The sequence below is a fragment of the Campylobacter sp. VBCF_06 NA8 genome, assembly GCF_027737825.1.
Classification (GTDB): Bacteria; Campylobacterota; Campylobacteria; order Campylobacterales; family Campylobacteraceae; genus Campylobacter_B.
Genome location: NZ_JAOVUB010000002.1, coordinates 219,455 through 239,807, shown reverse-complemented (window position 1 = coordinate 239,807; position 20,353 = coordinate 219,455). Strand labels below are relative to the sequence as shown.

Annotated in this window: 23 protein-coding genes; 3 read left to right on the top strand and 20 right to left on the bottom strand. The window is 41.6% G+C overall.

Annotated features, from left to right (window positions below):
* Positions 1–168: 168 nt before the first annotated feature.
* Genes OFO10_RS03755 through OFO10_RS03745 form a run of 3 tightly spaced genes read right to left on the bottom strand, consistent with a single transcriptional unit; the run spans position 169 to position 1,826 of the window.
* Positions 169–744, bottom strand: coding sequence for a cytidylate kinase-like family protein (locus OFO10_RS03755; protein WP_270859087.1), 576 nt, complete (start codon positions 742–744; stop codon positions 169–171).
* 9 nt (positions 745–753) lie between these two features.
* Positions 754–1,446, bottom strand: coding sequence for an LrgB family protein (locus OFO10_RS03750; RefSeq protein WP_270866138.1), 693 nt, complete (start codon positions 1,444–1,446; stop codon positions 754–756).
* Positions 1,443–1,826, bottom strand: coding sequence for a CidA/LrgA family protein (locus OFO10_RS03745; protein ID WP_270866137.1), 384 nt, complete (start codon positions 1,824–1,826; stop codon positions 1,443–1,445). The genes OFO10_RS03750 and OFO10_RS03745 overlap by 4 nt, the downstream gene beginning before the upstream one ends.
* Positions 1,827–1,971: 145 nt before the next feature.
* On the opposite strand from OFO10_RS03745, the gene OFO10_RS03740 reads away from it, so the two are divergent.
* Together OFO10_RS03740 and OFO10_RS03735 are read left to right on the top strand one after the other, a co-directional pair.
* Positions 1,972–3,159: an ammonia-forming cytochrome c nitrite reductase subunit c552 gene (locus OFO10_RS03740; RefSeq protein WP_270866136.1), complete on the top strand. Its 1,188-nt coding sequence runs from the start codon at positions 1,972–1,974 to the stop codon at positions 3,157–3,159.
* Positions 3,160–3,352: 193 nt separating this feature from the next.
* A complete protein-coding gene (locus OFO10_RS03735) occupies positions 3,353–4,243 on the top strand; it encodes a DMT family transporter (protein WP_270866135.1) in 891 nt (296 codons plus the stop codon).
* A gap of 10 nt (positions 4,244–4,253) precedes the next feature.
* Here OFO10_RS03735 and OFO10_RS03730 read toward each other — a convergent pair whose 3' ends face one another.
* From OFO10_RS03730 to OFO10_RS03680, 11 genes are all read right to left on the bottom strand, one after another.
* Positions 4,254–4,817 carry a hypothetical protein gene (locus tag OFO10_RS03730; protein WP_270866134.1) on the bottom strand — a complete coding sequence of 188 codons (564 nt, stop codon included), beginning with the start codon at positions 4,815–4,817 and terminating at the stop codon, positions 4,254–4,256.
* Positions 4,818–4,852: 35 nt separating this feature from the next.
* Positions 4,853–6,448 carry an arginine--tRNA ligase gene (gene argS / locus OFO10_RS03725; RefSeq protein WP_270866133.1) on the bottom strand — a complete coding sequence of 532 codons (1,596 nt, stop codon included), beginning with the start codon at positions 6,446–6,448 and terminating at the stop codon, positions 4,853–4,855.
* A 3-nt stretch (positions 6,449–6,451) separates the two neighbouring features.
* On the bottom strand, positions 6,452–6,655 hold the full coding sequence (locus OFO10_RS03720) for a twin-arginine translocase TatA/TatE family subunit (protein WP_270859118.1): 204 nt from the start codon (positions 6,653–6,655) through the stop codon (positions 6,452–6,454).
* Positions 6,656–6,664: 9 nt separating this feature from the next.
* Positions 6,665–7,279: a guanylate kinase gene (gmk, locus tag OFO10_RS03715; RefSeq protein WP_270861909.1), complete on the bottom strand. Its 615-nt coding sequence runs from the start codon at positions 7,277–7,279 to the stop codon at positions 6,665–6,667.
* Positions 7,280–9,139, bottom strand: coding sequence for a hypothetical protein (locus OFO10_RS03710; protein WP_270866132.1), 1,860 nt, complete (start codon positions 9,137–9,139; stop codon positions 7,280–7,282).
* A 58-nt stretch (positions 9,140–9,197) separates the two neighbouring features.
* Complete coding sequence (locus OFO10_RS03705) at positions 9,198–9,839, bottom strand: ABC transporter ATP-binding protein (RefSeq protein ID WP_270861911.1); 642 nt, start codon at positions 9,837–9,839, stop codon at positions 9,198–9,200.
* 2 nt (positions 9,840–9,841) lie between these two features.
* Positions 9,842–10,900: a translation elongation factor Ts gene (gene tsf / locus OFO10_RS03700; RefSeq protein WP_270866131.1), complete on the bottom strand. Its 1,059-nt coding sequence runs from the start codon at positions 10,898–10,900 to the stop codon at positions 9,842–9,844.
* Complete coding sequence (gene rpsB / locus OFO10_RS03695; RefSeq protein WP_270860623.1) at positions 10,900–11,694, bottom strand: 30S ribosomal protein S2; 795 nt, start codon at positions 11,692–11,694, stop codon at positions 10,900–10,902. Before rpsB ends, tsf begins: the two co-directional genes overlap by 1 nt.
* Before the next feature lie 392 nt (positions 11,695–12,086).
* A complete protein-coding gene (locus OFO10_RS03690) occupies positions 12,087–12,320 on the bottom strand; it encodes a hypothetical protein (RefSeq protein WP_270866130.1) in 234 nt (77 codons plus the stop codon).
* Between the two features lie 12 nt (positions 12,321–12,332).
* Positions 12,333–12,782, bottom strand: a complete 450-nt coding sequence (locus OFO10_RS03685; protein ID WP_270866129.1) for a hypothetical protein — start codon at positions 12,780–12,782, stop codon at positions 12,333–12,335.
* A gap of 14 nt (positions 12,783–12,796) precedes the next feature.
* Positions 12,797–13,000: a hypothetical protein gene (locus OFO10_RS03680; RefSeq protein ID WP_270866128.1), complete on the bottom strand. Its 204-nt coding sequence runs from the start codon at positions 12,998–13,000 to the stop codon at positions 12,797–12,799.
* A 90-nt stretch (positions 13,001–13,090) separates the two neighbouring features.
* Between OFO10_RS03680 and OFO10_RS03675 the strand changes: the two genes are divergently transcribed.
* The gene (locus tag OFO10_RS03675; protein ID WP_270866127.1) at positions 13,091–13,351 is read left to right on the top strand and encodes a helix-turn-helix domain-containing protein; all 261 of its coding nucleotides are present in this window, start codon (positions 13,091–13,093) and stop codon (positions 13,349–13,351) included.
* 6 nt (positions 13,352–13,357) lie between these two features.
* On the opposite strand, the gene OFO10_RS03670 is transcribed toward OFO10_RS03675, so the two are convergent.
* The 6 genes from OFO10_RS03670 to mnmG form a co-directional block, all read right to left on the bottom strand.
* Entirely contained in the window at positions 13,358–14,194 is an 837-nt protein-coding gene (locus tag OFO10_RS03670; RefSeq protein ID WP_270866126.1) for a polyphenol oxidase family protein, read from the bottom strand.
* A complete protein-coding gene (locus OFO10_RS03665; RefSeq protein WP_270866125.1) occupies positions 14,158–14,781 on the bottom strand; it encodes a riboflavin synthase in 624 nt (207 codons plus the stop codon). Before OFO10_RS03665 ends, OFO10_RS03670 begins: the two co-directional genes overlap by 37 nt.
* A 54-nt stretch (positions 14,782–14,835) precedes the next feature.
* Entirely contained in the window at positions 14,836–15,810 is a 975-nt protein-coding gene (gene bioB / locus OFO10_RS03660; protein WP_270866124.1) for a biotin synthase BioB, read from the bottom strand.
* Positions 15,811–15,913: 103 nt separating this feature from the next.
* Positions 15,914–16,237, bottom strand: coding sequence for a c-type cytochrome (locus OFO10_RS03655; protein WP_270859129.1), 324 nt, complete (start codon positions 16,235–16,237; stop codon positions 15,914–15,916).
* A 108-nt stretch (positions 16,238–16,345) separates the two neighbouring features.
* Positions 16,346–17,908 carry a cyclic peptide export ABC transporter gene (locus OFO10_RS03650; RefSeq protein WP_270866123.1) on the bottom strand — a complete coding sequence of 521 codons (1,563 nt, stop codon included), beginning with the start codon at positions 17,906–17,908 and terminating at the stop codon, positions 16,346–16,348.
* Positions 17,909–18,404: 496 nt separating this feature from the next.
* Complete coding sequence (gene mnmG, locus OFO10_RS03645; RefSeq protein WP_270866122.1) at positions 18,405–20,276, bottom strand: tRNA uridine-5-carboxymethylaminomethyl(34) synthesis enzyme MnmG; 1,872 nt, start codon at positions 20,274–20,276, stop codon at positions 18,405–18,407.
* Positions 20,277–20,353: the final 77 nt, after the last annotated feature.

Genomic DNA, 20,353 nt, shown 5'->3' with positions numbered 1-20,353 from the left:
GTGATTTTGAAAATAGCGAAAAATCGGGGTATTTTAACGAAATTTAGAATATAAGTCAATAACTTTTATCAATATCAATCAATTTTGAAAGCAAAATTTTTAATAAATTCTCTCAAAATTGATTGTATAAAATTTTATACTACGCGCTATAAGTTTTGAAAATTTAAATCATTTATCGCTCAAATTTTCTTTAAATTTAATCAAATTTTCCACGATTTGCGCCGCGCCATCGACACCGCAAAACGATGTGTTTATGCAGATATCATAGTTTTGCGACGCGCCCCAAATTTCGTTCGTGTAATACCTATGAAAGCTCGCTCTGCCAGAGTCTGAGTTTTCCATAAATTCCCTGACATCGCCCTTGGTTTCGCTAGCAAGGCGAGCGAGTTTAAACTCGTCCTCAGCGCGCAAAAACACACGCAGCAAATCCCCCCTACTGCGCAAAAAATACCCAGCACAACGCCCCAAAATTATGATATTTCCGTCATGTGCGATTTGGCGATAAATTTTGGCTATGCGTTCGCGCTTCTCTTCGTTTGCGATTTCGTTGTGCGAAATGGCGTGCAAGAGCATATTTATGGGCATTTCGTTGTAGAATTCATACATCATCTCAAAGCACCCCAAAGAATCGGCTCGTTTGAGCAAATCGGCCTTTTCGAGGTAAGTGTATCCCAGCCTAGCTGCCAATTTTTGGGCTAGTTCGCGCCCACCTGCCCCTGTTTGTCTAGCGATTGTGATTACCATAAAATTTCCTTAAATGAAGTTTGCAAAAATACTGGCCCCAACCACGGTAAAAAGCCCGGTTACAGCCATCGCCAAAGACGCCATTGCGCCCTCGATATCTCCGATTTCAAGGGCTTTTGCTGTCCCCATAGCATGGCTTGCGCACCCAAGCGCAATGCCCTTTGCTACGGATTTTTTTATACGAAATAGCCTTAAAATCGCCTCTCCAAATATATTTCCTAAAATCCCCGTTGCGATTATGCACGCCATGGTCAAATTTACGATTCCGCCCAAACTCTCGCTAATACCCATGCCAATGGGCGCGGTTACGGATTTGGGTAGCAGTGTCACATAGAGCGCATGGTCTATGCCAAAAATCAAAGCCAGCGCGTAAATACTGCAAGTCCCAGCCAGCACGCCCGAAAACAGCCCCGCAAAAATCGCGACAAAATTTTTACGCAAGAGCGAGAGTTGCTCGTATAATGGCACCGCCAAACACACCGTAATCGGCGTGAGAAAAAAGCTCACATGCGCGGCGCTGGCGTTAAATTTATCGTATGGGATATCCACTATCACCAGCGTCAAAACCGTCAAAATCGTCCCCACCAAAAGCGGGTTGAAAATCGCTAGTTTGAAGCGTTTTTTCAGATAAATTCCAGCCTGAAACGAAATCAAACACAAAAAAACGCCAAAAAACGCCGAATTTATAAGTATCTCTCTCATTTTTCGTCCTCGTAGAGCTTTTTGCGCTCTTTTTCTAGCATTTTTTCGTAATAAATCTGCGTTACAAACCCGCTAGCACCCATTACCAAAATCGTAGAAATCGCCACAATCACGATTATCGCCCAAAAATTCGCCATCAAAACATCGCCAGCTACGATGATAGCAGCCCCTGCCGGGATAAAAATCACAGGCATTATCTGCATGAAAAACGACGCGCTCTCCCTGATTTGCGAGATTTTAACCACCCTAAAAATCAAAGCCAAAAGCATAAGTATCAGCCCGTAAATACTAGCTGGTATGCTAAGTGGGATAAGTTTGGATAAAATTTCAGCGCACAGAGAAATTCCTAAAATAATGCTAAATTGCTCTAAAAATTTCAAATTTCAACCTCCAAAAATTCGTCGAAATTTAGCGCAATTCGGATAAATAAAATATTAAATTTATCTAAAAAGTGTAATTTAACTAATAGAATATTTTAAGAATTCTTTTGCTAGAATAGCCTAAATTTCGATTTGGAGGGAGATTATGAGGTTTAAATTTTTAGGGCTTTTGGGACTAGGTTTCTCATTTTTGTTTGCTGCTGAGGCTGATTTCGCTGATCCAAATGTCTGTGCCACCTGCCACAGCGATGTGCATGAAGCTTGGGTCAAATCCCTACACGCGCTATCACACGAGGATTCTAACGAACTTTACAAAAAATCAATTTCATTAATCGCCAAAGAAACGGGAAATTTAGAAGAGAGTCTAACGCTATCATGCGGTCAATGCCACAACGCAAAAATGAAAATCAAAGAGCTCGATGTATCGATGAGCGTGGCGCTGTCGCTTGATCTTGGCGAGAAAGACAAGGTCAAAGAATTTACCAAAAGCGAAGATGTCAAAAACGGCATTTCGTGCTACATTTGCCACAATGTCGATAAAATCAAACCAGACCAAAGCGATCCGAGCATCTCTGGATACAAAAGCTTCTCGTGGAGCGAGGACTATGTGACCGGTCCATACGATGTGAGCGAGGCTGACGCTCTGTATCACCAAAGCCAAAAACGAGATTTTTTCCAAAACAACGACGAGCTTTGCAACTCTTGCCACCAAGGACAAGGCGGCAAATCTAAGCTTTCGATTTATAACACACAAGCTGAGGGCGCAGGCGTGCAAAACGCCAAACTTTGCGTGGATTGCCACATGGGCAAATCGAGCAAAAAAATCATCGCCCCTGGCGCACCTAGGGAGGGCGCGGTTATCAGAGATATCAGATCTCACTTTTTCAACGGCGCGCGCAACTCAGATATCCTAAAAGAGGCGATTGAGCTTAGATTTAATCGCTTAGGCGGCGACAAAGCGGTGATAAATTTAAAAAATTTAACCACTCACAAGGTCCCGACAGGATTTAGCGGGCGTTCGGTTGAAGTGCATGTCAGATTTAAAGACAGGCTTGGCAAAATTTTATCAACGCAAAATTTAGGCGCGCTTCGTGCGATCTATACAGATAGCAAAGGCGATGAAACCCTATCGTATGCCGCAAAAACTTTGAAGGAAGATACGAGATTAAACGCTGGGGAGAGCAGAGAATTTAGCGTAACTATGCCACAAAACACCTACACTGTCGATGTCAAAATCGTCTATTATGTCCTAGCGCCACAGCTTCAAAACCTGCTCAAAGTCAAGGATGAAAGCTTCACCAAGCCTTATGAAATCATAGAAATAACTTTCTAACTCTGCTTTAAAAAGCACAATGGGGTCAAATTTGACCCCATTTTTAAATTTCAAATTCTGGCGCAGGGTTGCGGGCTTGCGAAGCGGAAAATTTATAATTAATTCTTGATTATTTTGTAAATTTAATTACATTTTAAAATTCCAAATTTAAGCCAAATTTGCTAAATTTTTGCCAAATACAAAAAGGGTCTTTATGAAAAATTTAAGCATGGAATTTAGAGCTGATATCGGCATGATTTTTGTGGCGATTGCCTTTGGGCTGGGGTATTTGCCCACAGCATGGGCGATTGAGAGCAACGATGTTTTTGTCTTGCTTTTTTGGCGATTTTTTATCGCTAGCGTGATTATCGCGGCTCTGTTTTGGCGCAAAATCAAATCTATCTCACGCACGCAAATCCGCTATGGCGTGGTTTTGAGCCTGTTTTTGTTCGCGGGGTTTGTAAGCCAAGCCTTTGCGATGAAATTCGCCGCTAGCTCGTCGGTAGCCTTTATCGTGGGGCTAAATGTCGCGCTCGTGCCATTTATCGCCAGCATTTTGTTTGGATACAAAATCTACTCATACGCCTATATCGGCGTTGCTTTCGCTGTGGCGGGGCTTTATCTCATCTGCCAAACCGAGCTTGGCTTTGGAGCGGGCGAAATTTTGGCACTCATTTGCGCGAGCGCGTATTCGTTTCATATCGTGCTGACGGCGAATTTCGTGCGCAAATGCGAAATTTTTGGCATGGTCTATGTCCAAATCGCCTCACTTAGCCTGTTTTGCGCATTGGCAAGCTACTTTGTCAGTGGCGTGAGTGTCGCGCCTGTGCTGGATACGAAATTTTTCATTGCGATGATTTTCATTTGCCTTGTAGGGACGGTTTTTGGGTTTTTTGCGCAGGCTTTGATGCAGCGCTACACCACGCCGATTAAGGTCGCTCTGTTTTTCACGCTAGAACCAGTAACTGCGGGTATTATGGGGGTTTTCGTAGGTGGAGAAATCCTAAATCGCTGGCAAATTTTAGGCGCTGTTTTGATAATCTCAGGCGTGCTAATCAGCGAGATTGGAAGCTATTTTAAGGCGAAAAATCAAAATTTGGGCTAAAATTCAAAATTTATTTTAACGGAAATCTTAAATTTAGGGCTTTTAAAAATTTATCAGATTTGCGCTTGTAGTAGATAAAACTAAAAAATACTTTAAATTTGACATAGGCATTTACCACGCCCATGCCATAGACGATTGCGACAATGCAAAAGAAAAGAAAATAAATTAGCTTGTCGTAAAAATACTCTATCCGCGCGATTTCTTCCACGCCAGATACGATGAGTGCGCTCATAAATGCGACGAAAAGTAGCGAAAATACCACGCCACAAAATCGCTTTATCAAGTTCCAATTTCCCCAATAAGCCGTGGTCGAATAGCTGGTGACACTAAGCGCGCTATAAGTGCCCTCCTGCCAACCTCTGGTGTAAATCACATCGATCAAATCGCCGTTTTTCGCCCACCATTTGGCAAAAATCGAGCTAAACCTAAGCCCTCCTACATGAAAAATCACGACAAAAAAATTCTCCCTCACCTCGCAGGCACGCACATCGCTGATGATTCCGCTGATTTTGCGCGCACCCGGCGGGAGCGGTTTTTTGATTTTATAAAGTAGAGTTTTGATAGGATTTTTCATTTTGAAATGAAATTTTGCCGAAAATTCGGCAAAATTTACATGCGCTCTTTCGCACTTAGCCCCATTAAGCCAAACGCCGTGCGAATACTAAGCGCGACAAGGGCAAAAAGTTTGAGTTTGGCATTTTCGTTTTCGCTGCCAACCACGCGGTTTTCGTTGTAGTATTTGTGAAAATCTGCGGCTAGAATTTTAAGGAAATCAGGGATTTTTTGCAGCCCTCTGCTAGCAAAGGCTTCGTTTAAAACCTCATTTAGCGTCATCGCCTCAAAAGCCAAATTTAGCCCAGCCTCGTCAAGCGTGCTAAAATCTGCGCCCAAAACCTCGCTATCGCTCATATTTTTGCCAGCTTTGCCAAAAATTTGATAAATTCTAGCGTGAGCGTAATTGATATAAAAAATCGGGTTCGAGCTGTCTTCCTTGCCAAGTTCGTCAATGTCAAATTCTAGCGGTGTTTCGCCCTTTTTGCTAATAAACATAAAGCGCAAATTATCCTTGCCAATCGCGCTTAGCACATCGCTCATTAGCACGCTTGTGCCTGATCGCTTGCTCATTTTAAACGCTTCGCCGTTTTTTAGCAAATTAACCATTTGCATAAGCACGATTTCTAGGGCATTTTCATCGTATCCTAGGAAGTGGATTGCCGCCTTTAAACGCGCGATATAGCCGTGGTGATCTGCGCCCCAGACATTGACATATCGCTCAAATCCGCGCTCGAATTTGTTATTGTGATATACAATATCGCCCGCTAGATATGTCGGACGGCCGTCCTCGCGGATAACGACGCGGTCTTTTTCATCGCCCACGGCACTAGATTTAATCCAAACCTTGCCGTCTTCTTTATACATTTCGCCACTTTTTTCAAGCTTGGCAATAGTCGTATCAAGCTCGCCATAAAGGCTCTTTTCGCTAGCCCAGTTTTGTATAGTAATTCCGCAATCAGCCAAATCTTTTTTGATGATTTTCAAAACCTCGTCTTTGGCAAATTCTGCAAGTTCTAAAACTCTGCTCTCATCATAAAAAATCTCTTTGCCAAATTTCTCTACGCTTAAATTTACCAACTCATCGATATACTCGCCGCGATAGTATTTCTCGGGATACTCGACACTCTGCCCGAAAATTTCCTTCGCTCGCAGTATCATGGAAATACCAAGCAATTCGATTTGATTGCCAGCGTCGTTTATGTAATACTCTGTGCAAACCTCGCTACCTAGGTAGTTTCCTACCTTAGCGAAGGTATCGCCATATACTGCGCCCCTGACATGGCCTATGTGAAGAGGGCCGGTTGGGTTCGCGCTGATGTATTCAAGCAGGATTTTTTCGCCTTTATGCTCTGCGCTATTTTTCGCAAAATTTTCGCCCAAATTTAGCGCATTTTGGGCTAAATTTCCAAGCACGCTAGGTTTTATATGAAAATTCAAATACCCATTTATCGCACTTGCTGATAAAATTTCGTTATCGCTAAATTTAGCCGCTAGCTCCTGGGCGATGATTTTAGGGGCTTTTCTAAGCTCTTTTGCGAGCGAAAAAGCCACAGGCGAAGCATAGTGAGCTAGGGTTTTGTCTTTTGGTTTTTCGATGATTACCTCGCGCCCTAGGACGCGAGAGATTTCGTTTATAGCTAAATTTTTCAAAAACTAAGCCTTTTGAGATTCGTCAGCTTTGGTAGTTTCGCTCTCTTTTTTCACGCTCTCTTCAAGCTTTGGGTCGTCTTCCATCTCTTTTTTAAACGACTTGATACCCTTGCCTACGCCCTTTGCAAGCTCAGGGATTTTTTTTGCTCCGAAAAGCAACACTATAATAGCCAAAATAATTAGCAATTGTTGAACGCTAACGCCCATTGTCTCTCCTTATTTCCAAGATTTCATAACCGCTGAAATATCGCATCTAGCGGTTTCTAATCTGATTGTTTTGTAGATTGATTTAAAATTTAAATACGCGCTTTCTAGCTCGTCGTTGATTACGAAATAATCGTATTGCGCGAGATATTTTATCTCGTCTTTTGCGTTTTGCAAACGAGTGGCGATATCGCCAGAGGCTGTATCTGCCCGTGCTAGCAGACGCTTTTCTAGCTCTGCTGGGCTCGGAGTGGTTACGAAAACCGTAGTAAGCTCGTTTTTGCTTATTTTTTGGCGAACGATTTCAAAACCTTGCACATCGATATCAAAAATCACAATTTTGCCCAAATTTAGCGCCTCTCGCACGGCTTTTAACGATGTGCCGTAGTAGTTGCCATGCACGAGCGCCCACTCTAAAAATTCGTCATTTTCTATGCCGGCTTTGAATTCGTCTTTGCTGATGAAATGGTAATTCACGCCATCTTTTTCGCCATCTCGCATATCTCTTGTGGTAGAACTGATAGAAAAATATATCTCATCTGTGCCAAACTCAGCGATAAGTCTCTTTATAAGGGTGCTCTTACCGCTGCCGCTTGGACCTGAAACTAGTAAAATTTTACCTAGCAATTATTTATCCTCAAATGAGATATTGATATTGATTCTAAGGTCTTTAAGTGCTTCTTGTATGTTTTCCTCGCCAGAGAATTGCTCCAACACACTAGCGATATTTGCCTCTAAATCGTAGCGTAACTGCTCTTTTAGCTCATCAACGCTCAAAAATCTGCGCTCTTGCTCTAAAATTCGATTAACTTCATCGCGAGTTTTTGGTGCGACATGCGCAGGAACTTCACTTTGAGCGGTCGGCTCGACACTGACATCGACAGCTGGTTTGATATCAGGTAGCTCTACGCCACTTGCGACTTGCGGTAAATCCAAATCATCAAAATTTGGTTTTTCATCTTTTTTCTCATCTTGCGCTGCCGCTTTAACAGGCTCGGAAGCGACTTTTTTATCTTTTTCAAGGGCTAAAATATTATCAAAAAGCAAATCATCATCGCCAGTTTCCTCATCGTCCTCATCTGGGGTCTCATCTTGTAAAATTTGGGTTTCTGGCTCAGCCTTTGCCTCGTCCTCGCCATGCTCTACACTCTCAAATGCTGGCTCTAACGAAACATTTGCCAAAGGAATTTCTGTGTCGCTAGCTAGCGCGATTGGAGCTTCACTCTCTTTTTCACCCTCTGCTTTATCCTTTGGCTCATCATCACTAGCATTATCAAACATCGAAGAAAACATCGAACCAAAATCACTATCAGATGAGTCGTCGCTCTGCTCTTTTGGTTCTTCTTTGGCTTCTTCTTTTTGCTCATCTTGTGCCTCTTCTGGCTCGTTATTTTGCGCAATCTCGCTAAGTGGCATATCGTCTGAAATTTGATCCATAACAGCACTTAGCGGCATGTCATCATCAATATCATCTAGCGAAATTTCATCTGCTAACGCGCTTAAAGGTTTATCATCGTCAAGATCATCAAGTGAAATTTCACTTAACGGCGTATCATCATCGATATTTTCGGCCAATGCAGATAGCGGGACATCGTCATTTACATTATCTAGCATAGCAGAAAGCGGTGTGTCATCATCGATATTTTCAGCTAATGCAGATAGCGGAACATCATCGTCAGAGTTATAAAAATCATCTAAAAGGCTTTCGAAATTTTGCGTGCTAGCCTCGCTTTGGCTAGCTTCGCTGCTTTCAGAAGCTACCTCGCTAGCTGGCTCTACGCTAGCTTCTGCGGTAGTTTCGGCCTCGTTTGCAGGCTCGCTAACACTATCATCGCTTGGTTTAGCCTCTGGCTCGCTAGGAGCAAGTTCTAAAACCAAATCATCTAAATTATCAGGAATTTCGATATTAAAAGGCTCATTTTTTGCAGGTTCAGATTTTACTTCGTTTTGCGCCTCATCGCTAGCTTCTGCGCTAGTAGCAAGAGAGATTGTATCGCCAGCATCGATATTTAGGGCTGATTTTGGTTTTGGTGCAGGGTTTTCAGCTTTTGTTTCCTCGTCTGCGCTATCATTGATTGGCGCTAGGCCGATTCCCATATCAGCGCCCTTGTCGCCATTTTCATCGATTGACTCGATCTCTTTCATCATCGAGCTGACATCGGCGAATTCTTGTGCCATTTTTGATTTTATCTCAGGATTTGGTTTTGCCGATGAAAATCCGCTAATAAATTTAATCAATTCAGCAGGCGCAAATGGCTTAGTCAGCGTGTGTGTTGCACCCACGATAATATCGTCTTTGGAGATCAAAAACAGGGTTTTATCGACATCAAAATGAGAAATGCTATCCTCTTCACTATAATCTTTTATTACCAAATCATAATCTTGTTCGTCCATGCTATATTGCGCTAAATCAGAGTGTGTGCGTTCGCAACAAATATTAACTACTTTTGCAACTTGTTCATTTGTGCTATCAAGTAAAATTTTCATTTTTAGCCTTTTTGAAAAAAAATTTCCCTATTTTAGGATAATTTTGGTTAGTGATTGCTTATATTTTAGCTAAATTTTGATTATTTAGGCGATAAATTGACGAACATTTGCCAGCTAAGCTTTCATCGTGGGTAACAAGCACGAGTGCGCCGTCATTTTTGGCGATATAATCAAATATCACCTCCATGACCTCATTAGCGGTGTTTTTGTCCAAATTTCCAGTTGGTTCATCGGCAAAAATAATGCGTGGGCGTTTGTTTAGCACCCTAGCGATACTGACGCGTTGCTGCTGACCACCGCTAAGCTCGCCGATATTTTGGGATAGTGTCCCAGTAATTTTTAGTTTTTCTAAAATTTCATAATCAATTTTGTTATTTGTAAGCTTAGCTGCAAGTTCGATATTTTCTTTGACAGAAAAACCCTTAAAAAGGTAGTGTGATTGAAAAATTATGCCAAAATCATGTCTGCGAATTTTAAGCCGTTCGTCCGCGCTTAGCGAGTATAAATTTGTGTCATTGTAAAAAACTTCGCCCGAATTTGGCTTTAAAAGTGTGCATAAAATGTGCAAAAGTGTGGATTTACCGCAACCACTCACGCCCAAAATGGCGCTAGTAGAATTTGAATTTATTGTGATATTTATATCGTTAAAGAGCGTATAATCATACGCATGAGTAAGATTAACGCCCTTTAAAAGTGTCATTTTTAGCCGATTTGTGCTGCGACTTCTGCTGCGAAGTCATCGACTTTTTTCTCTAAGCCCTCGCCTACTTCGAAGCGGACATATTTTACGATTTCGATTTTGCCACCGAGTTTCTCAGCTGTCTCAGCCACTACTTGCTCGATAGTTTTTTTATCGTCCATTACGAAAAATTGTCCCATAAGCGTAAGTCTTTGATCGATTTGAGTGTTATCAGCGATAAATCTATCGATTTGACCCGGGATAATCTTGTCCCAAATTTGCTCAGGTTTGTTTTGTTTTTTAAGTTCTGCTTTTAAATTCTCAGTCTCAGTCGCCAAAACTTCATCAGTGATTTGAGCGCGTGAGCCATATACTGGGATTTTGTGCAAAGGTTTGCCTAGTCTTACTCTCTCTTCGTTGTCTTTTTCTAACTCGCCCACAAGTGCTGCGAATTCTTTTTCGATAAATTCTTTATCCAAATCCTTGTAGCTAATCACGCTTGGTTTCATAGCTGCTGCGTGCATACAAAGGTTGCGGATTAGATCTTTTGCGCCTTCGGCAGTTTTTTCGCTATCGCAAGCTGCTGCGATGATGACGCCCACACGGCTGTTTGAGTGCAAGTATCCTTGGACTACGCCGTTTGCGCCAGCTTTGATAGTTTCAAATCTACGAACAACCAAATTTTCGCCGATTGTTGCGATTTGAGTTTTTAGGTGATCTTCGAATTTCACGCCGTCGATTACGCTCTCATTTAGCGCTTCTACTGTTTCAATGCTATTTTTTTGGACATGAACCGTGATATTTTTAACCAAATCAATGAAATTTTGGTTTCTTGCGACGAAGTCAGTTTCTGAATTTACCTCGCTGATTGTTGCAGCATTGCCATTTACTTCGACACATACTAGACCTTCGCTAGCTAAGCGATCTGCTTTTTTCGCAGCTTTGCCAAGACCTTTTTCGCGCAACAAATCTACGGCTTTTTCCATGTCGCCGTTTGTTTCAACTAATGCTTTTTTGCAGTCCATCATACCTGCGCCAGTGCTTTCACGAAGCTCTTTTACCATTTGTGCTGAAATTTCCATTATTCTGCGTCCTCTGCTGTTTCGAAATCTTCTTCGCTCATCGCTTCTTCTACGATTTCATCTTTTTCTTCTTGGCTTACTTCTGCTTTTTCTTCGCTTACTTCGCCGTCTTGATCTCTTAAAGCTTTTCCTTCGTTGATAGCCTCAGCCATTTCTTGGCAGAAAAGTTGAACCGAGCGGATAGCGTCATCATTACCCGGAATTGGGAAATCTACAACATCTGGGTCGCAGTTTGTATCTAGTGGAGCTACAACAGGGATTTTTAGTCTATTTGCTTCTGCTACGGCGATTTTTTCTTTTACTACATCGATGACGAAAATCATATCAGGCAAGCTTTTCATATTGCGAATTCCGCCTAAATATTGCTCTAATTTCTCTTTTTTGCGGCGTAGCATTAGGGCTTCTTTTTTTGTTAGAAGGTTGATTGAGCCGTCTTCTTCCATAGCTTCGATGACTTCTAGTTTGCGGATTGATTGTTTGATAGTGCTGAAATTTGTTAGCATACCGCCTAACCAGCGATGATTTACAAATGGCATTCCGCATTTTTCAGCGTATTCACGCAAAGTCGCACCTGCTTGTTTTTTAGTGCCGACAAAAAGCACTGTTTTGCCCTCAGCTGCTGCGTCGCGAACCACATTGTAAGTGTAGCGGAAGTAGCGGATAGTTTTTTGCAAATCTATGATATAGATACCTTTTCTCTCGCCGAAAATGAATTTCTTCATTTTTGGGTTCCAGCGGCGTGTTTGGTGACCAAAATGAACGCCACATTCTAATAAATCTCTCATTGTAACCATGAGTTTTCTCCTTGTGGGACTAGCCCGAAATTTAGTTTATTCCTCCGCATTTTTTAGCAAATTTAGGGCTTTTTGGGCGTGAAATTTGCTTTCACAACTTGCCAAATTTGCAACTAAATAAGGATAAATGCGTGTGAAATGAAACTTGGATTATACTGAAAAATTTATAAAATTAAGCTAAATTTATGTTTGAATTTTAGATTATTTGTCATTGCGAGAATTTGCGTAGCAAATTCGAAGCAATCCAGCAACGCCGTAAGGCGTTTTTTAAATTGCAAAATTGCTCGTAATTCACTGGATTGCTTCGTCGCTTCGCTTCTCGCAATGACAATAGAAAAAAATTGCATATTTTTTGGTGAGCAAGGATACCTACCATACGATACTACATTACACTAAAAAATCATTATTCCTAAAATTATTGTAAATATTATAATAATAGCAAAAGCAATAAGCCTTATAAAACCTATAACAACCCACCCCTTTTCTGTTATAGGATTACTCCCACAAGCTATTTCATTTTCTGCCAAATTACGCCCCATATGGTCTGTGCTTCGTAATGCCATTATTGCTATAATTATTCCAATTACTAAAACTATTCCGCCAACTATCATAAAAAAAGTTTTCACAATATTTCCTTATTAAGATATTTGATAACCTTTATTTCTTAAATCTATATACCAATCCCGCAAATATTTTTCTGCTAATTGTTGTGCTTTAAAATAATCATAATTTTCGTAAAAATTTGACACAATATAAGTTGATTGAACTGATAACAAAAGCTCAATTTCTTTCTGCGGTAATCCGATATTATGAATTTTTTGTATCATTTTAGCTTGATATTCTAATATTAAATCCGCTATCTCCATATCGCTAAACCTAGAAGGTTTTTTCAAAAACCCCCTATATGCTTGTGCTATTTGCCTAGACATATAATCTATTTCTTTATCAACATAATAATTATCTCTTTGGCTTTGTGCCGAAATATCATCATTTGTAGAAATAAAAAAAGTAATCACAAGAGCTACTATAATTGAAATTCCGTATGTTGGTATCGCCAATAGCAAAGCTATAATCCAAAGCACTATCATAGCTATTCCTTATCTCAATATTCACAATAATTGTTAGCAAAAAACATAACATAAATTCTGTTATCACTGCCACGATAATACCCAAAATAGCCAGTGGTATTTCCATTAGTTTCATATCTACAATCGACAAGCTCTGCATACATACCATTTATTTCATACGACCAACTATTTATAACTAAAACAATACAAGAACTTATTAAAAAAAATATCTTTTTCATAAATACACCTTTTTATTTTTATCCCATAGGATATAGAATAAGAATTATAGCATTGCTAAATTTAAACCCAAATTAACCTATGGGATAAAAATGGAAAAAGAATTTAGCAATGCTAACGATGAAGAAATTTTAGAATTTTATAAAAAAGTATCACAAAATGTGCGAAATTTGCGAGAACAAAATGGGATTTCACAGCTTGATTTGGCACTTGAAATCGGCATAAAATCGGTTGCATTTTATTCAAATTGCGAAAACAATCGCTACGGCAAACACTTTAATTTAGAACATATTTATAAAATTTCAAAAGCTTTAAATGTAAAAATGAGCGATATTTTAAAAGACATTGATTAGAAAATTTTATTTAACCATCACAAACCCACAAAAACGCCCTGTTACGCCGTCTCGGCGATATGAGTAAAGATGATTTTCGCAGTGAGTGCAAAATTTGCTAAATTTGAATTTCTTTATGCCAAGCTCAGTAAATTCAGCTTTTAACGCCAAATTCATATCAAATTTATTTCCACGCTTAAAGGCATTAAATTCGCCAAGGTCCAAATCGCTTACTTCGTAGCACTCGCCCCTTATATTTGCTCCCACAATCACACTTAAATCGCAAATTTTCGTGTCGTAAATTTCACTCATTTTATGCGCTGTTTTGGTTACGATTTTTTGCATTACTCCATTTCGCCCAGCATGAGCCACGCCCACAGCACCGCATTTTTCATCAAAAAGTAGCACCGGCGAACAATCCGCCACCATTACGCAAAGTCCCACGCCACGCAAATTCGTAATCATTGCATCGCACTCAGGGAAAATTTTCACAAATTCGCTTTGCAAATTTTCACTTTTAAATTTGCCAAATTCAAAGAATTTATCAAATTTCGCCCCAAATTCAGCCATAAATTTTTCATCTACAACGCAAATTTTATCGCTATGGATTTGGTTCATAAAGATTAAATTTCGCAAAGGCAAACCCAGCAAATTTGCCAGTTTAAAACGATTTTTTAGCACATTTTCAAATTCATCGCCAACATGAAAAGCAAGGTTAAATTCACCAAATTTACCCAAATTTTCGCCGTTCAAATTTTTCGGCGCAGTATCCTTAAAAATTGCGTTAGCTAAACCAAATTTATCGGTAAAGCCGAATTTAAAGGCATTTAGTAAAGGCTTGAAATCAAATTCACCTGATCCCACGACAAACTCTCTTTTTTCTCACCCACAAAGCCCAAAATTCGCGCTGCGTATCTTGCGAGCAGATCGGTTTCGACATTTACCTTTCGCCCCGTTTTAAACTCGCCAAATAGCGTATCTTTCATAGTTTGCGGGATTATGGTTAGGCGAATTGCGTTAGGCAAGACTTCGTTTATGGTAAGGCTAACGCCGTCGATTGCGACCGAGCCTTTGTTTGCGACAAATGGCATTAAATTTTTTGGCAAATTTATAAAAAAATCATATCCGCTTTTTAGCTTTGTGATTTTTGTGATTTCGCCCACGCCGTCGATATGACCCTGAACCAAATGCCCGTCAATGCGATCCCCAAGTCGCATAGCAGGTTCAATATGCACTCTGCCCTTAAAATTTTGCGTTGCGATTAAACTAGCCGTTTCGCTCGAAATCTCCACGACAAAGCCGTCAGCTAAAATTTGCGTTACGCTCAAACACGCGCCGTTTATAGCGATACTATCGCCGATATGCTCAGGGCGAAATTTAGCGCGAATTCGAAGCGAATTTCCGCTAAAACTAACGACTTCGGCGATTTCTCTGATTAGTCCGTTAAACATTTTTTCTCCAAAATTTTTGCGAAATTTTACAAAAAACAGCTTAAATTCGCAAATTTATATCCTAAACCCAAGCGCAGAAACAAGCGCCATATCGCCACTTATGCTATCTCCGGTGGTGGTAAGAAAATCTCCCGTAATCGCCGAATTTACGCCGGAATTTAGCGCTTTTTCGATACTCTTACCAAGCTTTACGCGCCCACCTGCAAAACGCAGATAAACGCGTGGTAAAATAAATCGATACACGGCGATTGAGCGTAAAATTTCTTCTTCGCTAAGCGGCGCACTGTTTTGAAGCGGAGTGCCTGAAATCGGCATTAAAATGTTTATCGGCACGGAGCTTACGCCAAGTTCTCGCAACTCAAACGCCATATCTATGCGATCTTCCACGCTCTCGCCAAGCCCAAAAATCCCGCCGCTACACACATCAAGCCCGACAGCGTGGCAGTTTTTGATAGTTTGCACTCTATCATCATAGCTATGCGTGGTGCAAATTCGCGGATAAAACCTGCGTGAAGTCTCTAAATTATGATGATAGGTTTTCACGCCACTATCTTTAAGCTTTTGCAAGGCTTCTTTTGAAGCGATTCCAAACGAAGCGCAAAGGTGTAAATTCGTCTGCTCTCTTAGCGCACGATAAATTTGCTCGATTTTTGGCATATCTTTGTCGTTTTCGCTTATCCCACGACCACTGGCAACGAGCGAAAAGCGATGAACTTTTGCCTTTTCGTTTTGCTGTGCCATTTGCAAAACGGGCACAGGGTTCAAAAGCGAGTAGGTTTCGCAACCTGTTTTAAAATGCGCAGACTGAGCGCAATATTTGCAATCTTCCGAGCATTTGCCAGAACGCGCATTTATAATCGAGCAAAAATTAAACTCATCGCCACAGCAAATTTGCCTAATCTCATTTGCTGCACTCAAAAGTGCGTCCAAATCGCTAGTTTTGGCTAAATTTAACGCTTCATTTTTGTTTAAACACTCACCAGCGATAGCCTTGTTTTTCATCTCGTTTATAAAATTTAAATCGCTCATAAAAGCTCCAAATTTCGAAATTTCAAGGATTATAAATTTGATTAAATTAAAAAAGCCTGACGCAAGGGGGACGCGCCAGGCTAGAATTGATTAAAAAGGGGGATTATTTTTTGCTTTCGATGAAATCAGCCAATGCTGCGATTGACTCGTCATCTAGTGTTGCGACTTGGCCTTTCATTACGCCAGCCATGCCGTATTTGCCCTTACCGCCGTCACCGACAGTGCCTTCTTTGTAGCCTTTGACACTAGCGATAATATCGTCCTTTGCAAGTGTGTTTAGCGCTGGAACTTTACCGCCTAGGTAAGGTTTGTCAGCGTTTGCGCCGTGGCATGCTGCGCATTTTTTGAATAGCGCCTCTCCGTCAGCAGCAAAAGCACTTGAACTAATTGCCGCCAATGCAGCACATGCGATGAAAACTTTTTTCATTTTCGATCCTTTCAGTTAAATTGCGTGTGAAGTATAATCTAAATTTTGTAAATTAAAATTAAATTTTTATCAAAGAAAAATTAATCCGACAAAATTTATAGCGAAATTTCAGCGAATTTGCGAAATTTCGCCCCCGCTCATTTTATAAATTTTATCCGCCACACCGAAATATTTATCATCGTGGCTTATCGCAAATATCGTGTATCCGCGCTCTTTGAGCCTTGGGATTATGCACTCGTAAAAGTGCGCGCGAAAGTGCGGGTCTTGATCTGCTGCCCACTCATCAAGCATGATAAATTTGCGCCCCTCGCTTAGCGCAGCCGCGAGTGCTAGGCGTTTGCGCTGACCTGCGGAGAGATTTGTGGTGCTAAATTTGCCCCCTTCGATACTGACCTTTTGCGAAATTTCCATGATTTCGAGCCACTCGCGCGCAGTATTTTCATCGCCCACGATATAATCAAACAGATAAAAATCGCTAAAAACCGCACTTATGTTGTTGCTATACGCGCGAAGCTCATCTGCACTAATAGCGCGCTCATCGGCGCGTATTTCGCCAGCTTGCGCGCCGTAAAGTCCTGATAAAATCATAAAAAGCGTCGATTTGCCGCTGCCGTTTTCGCCGACTAAAAACACGACCTCGCCCGAATTTATGGCTAAATTTAGGTTTTTCACGCCAAATTTGCCGTTTTTATAGGTAAAGCTTACATTTTTTAATTCGAGTTTTTCCCACGCAGGCAAATTTTGGATTTCAAATCCCGCCACATGCGGATCTAGCCCTAATTCCTCGATTTTTTGGTAAGCGATTTTGGCGCGCAAAATGCTTGGGAAAGAGAAAACGAGCATCATTAGTGGCGCGCGCAAAAATAGTATCGTAAGCGCGATTGTTACGGCGTTTGCGAGGGCCTGCGCGCCACCATTTAGCCCCCAAAACAGCACCACACCCACAGCGCCTAGCATCATCACGCTCATAAAATTCCCCGCAAATGCCTGATAAACCTGCGCTTTTAGCGAGGTTTGGCGCAGATTGTTTGCGTTTGGGATAAACTCGTTTTCGTAAAGATAGCGCGCTTTTTTTATGTTTAGCGAAAGCTCCTTGTGCCCCTCAATCGCCTTAGAATAGTTCTTGTAAAGCTCGTCCTCGTTTTTGCGGTAAGCGTCGAAATTTTGCATTACTTTGCGCATGATTAACTGGTTTAAAATCATCAGCGCGCCGATCCAGACGAACAAAAACAAAAACATTTTCGGCGAAATGTAAATCGTGTAAATTCCAGCGAACACGACCGTCATACCGCCCTGGATTAGCTCGCTAATGCGCATAAATCCGTCAGTCAGGCGCGAAATATCAGAGCTTAGCGACGCCAGCAAATTCGCCTTTGACGCGGCCTCAATGCGCTCAAATTTCGTATCGATTATCTGTTTGATGACCTTTGAGCGCAGGTTGAAGACGAAGTTATTCTCAATCACGCAAAGCACGGCGCGTGAAGCGACTGATAGAGCCAAAAACAGCACCAAAAGCCCAAAAAACATAAAAATCAGCGAGGTCGTTTTCTCGCCCTCGCCTAGCAAATATTTGTTGATAAACGCCAAAATCGCGATTCCAGCGCCACTATAAACGGCATTAAAGATAATCATTAGCAAAATTTGCTTGCCAAAACCTTTGTAGTGTTTCAAAATTTTGTCCTTAAATTTGTTTAATCGCGGAATTTAAGCACAAAAAATTTTATAAATTTTAAATTTGGTAAATTTGAAATTTTAAAATTTCGCATTTCGCTAGCGCAACCCCCAAACACTGCCCCGAAATTTACTCGCAATGACAATGACAGGCAAATTTGTTAAATCTGTCATTGCGAGCTTTCGCAGAAAGTGAAGCAATCTACGACTTTAAAATTCCTTACGCTAAATTTGCTGTCATTGCGAGAAAACGAAGTTTTCGAAGCAATCCAGAAAAATTTAAATTCAAAATTCAATCTAAAATTTAGCATTGAACGATTTTTTTAAATTTTAGGCGAAATTTTGCTTTTCTTGTAAGGGGGAGGGCGCGCTTTTTAGGAGACGCTACCCTCCCCCTTACCAACCCCCACCCCTGTAAAACCTTAGAAGTGGCTAAATTTAAAGCTTCGCTTTAAATTTAGCTGATTTAATTTTTCGGAAATGCTTCGCATTTCCTTTATTTTTTCCCGCGCATTTTGATATAAATGTGCAAAATATCAATCGCGGCAGGTGTTACACCTGAAATCTCGCTTGCAGCAAACAGCGTCGGCGGGGCGAATTTTTCTAGCTTTTCGACCACTTCATTGCTAAGCCCGCTAACCGCGCGAAAATCGAAGTCCTCAGGGATTTTCACACTTAGCATATCCTTCATTTTATCGATACTGGCGCGCTGTTCGGCGATGTAGTGTTTGTATTTGCACTCGACTAAAATTTGCTCCAAACTCTCATCGCAAAATCCCGCAAAAATCGAATCAAGCGACTTTAATTTCTCTTTTGTAAAGCTCTTTCTGGCTACGATTTTTTGCAAGCTTACATTTTGGCTTATCGCCTCTTCGCCAAGTTCTGCTAAAAACGCCAAATTTGCCTTGTTTGGCGTGAGTTCTTTGGCCTCTAAAAACTCCACGCCAGCCCTCGTTTCGCCCTCAATCTTGCAAATTTTGCTATAAATTTCATCATCAATCAGCCCTATTTCGTGGCCATATTTGCCAAGGCGCAAAATCGCGTTATCCTCGCGCAAAAGTAGCCTAAACTCGGCGCGCGAAGTGAACATTCTATATGGCTCTTTCGTGCCTTTGGTGACCAAGTCATCAATTAGCACGCCGATGTAGGCCTCATCACGGCGCAAGATTAGCGGCTCTTTGGCGCGTACGGCAAGGCCTGCGTTAATGCCTGCCATAAGCCCCTGCGCCCCAGCCTCCTCGTAGCCTGTGGTGCCATTAATCTGCCCGCCAAGATACAGCCCCGAGACCTTTTTGCACTCCAAAGAGTGTTTGAGCTCAGTTGGATCGACATAGTCGTATTCGATAGCGTATCCTGGGCGCACGATTTTGGCGTTTTCAAAGCCCTTAATCGAGCGGATAAAGCCCACTTGCACATCGTAAGGCAGCGAAGTCGAAAGTCCATTGACATAATACTCGCTAGCCTGCGCAGTCTGGGGCTCGACGAAGACATGGTGGCGTTCGCGATCTGGGAATTCGTAAATTTTGGTTTCTATGCTAGGGCAATACCTTGGTCCCGTGCTTGAAATTTGCCCAGTAAACATCGGCGCGCGGGCGAAATTTGAGCTGATTATCTCGTGAGTTTTTTCGTTTGTGTAGGCAATGTAGCATGGAAGCTGATTTGGCGCGAAATTTTCGGTGCGGAAGCTAAATGGCTTTGGATTTTCGTCGCCGTCTTGACGCTCTAAGACGCTAAAATCGATTGTTTTTGCGTCAATTCTAGGGCAGGTGCCGGTTTTGAGCCTGCCCATTTTTAGCCCGAAAGATTTGAGCGAATTTGAGAGATTTTTCGATGGTAATTCGCCCACGCGCCCCGCTTCTATGGTGCTTTCGCCCACATGCACAAGGCCGTTTAAAAATGTGCCTGTGGTGATGACGACCTTTTTGGCGGTGTATTCGTTGCCAAGGTGGGTTTTCACGCCTCGCACGATGATTTCATCACCACGATTTTCGCTTAAAATTTCGGTTGCGATCTCTTGCGTGAGCTCCAAATTTGGCGTGTTTAAAAGCAAATTTCGCATATAAATGCGGTATTTATCCATATCGATTTGCGCGCGCGAACCACGCACAGCCGGGCCTTTGCTCTCGTTTAGTATGCGAAATTGGATCCCGCACTCATCGGTGGTGCGCCCCATTTGACCCCCAAGAGCGTCGAGTTCTTTGACCAAATGCCCCTTAGCTAGGCCTCCGATTGCAGGATTACAGCTTGCGGCGCCTAATTGCTCAACCAAAATCGTAATCAAAAGTGTGCGCACGCCCATTTTCGCGCTTGCTAGCGCAGCCTCGATTCCAGCGTGTCCTCCGCCTATAACTATCACATCATAATTCATATTTTTCCTTTAAAATTTTGCGTGCGATAGTATCAAAAACTCTATGAAATTTTGGTAAAATTGAGCTTTTAAAATTT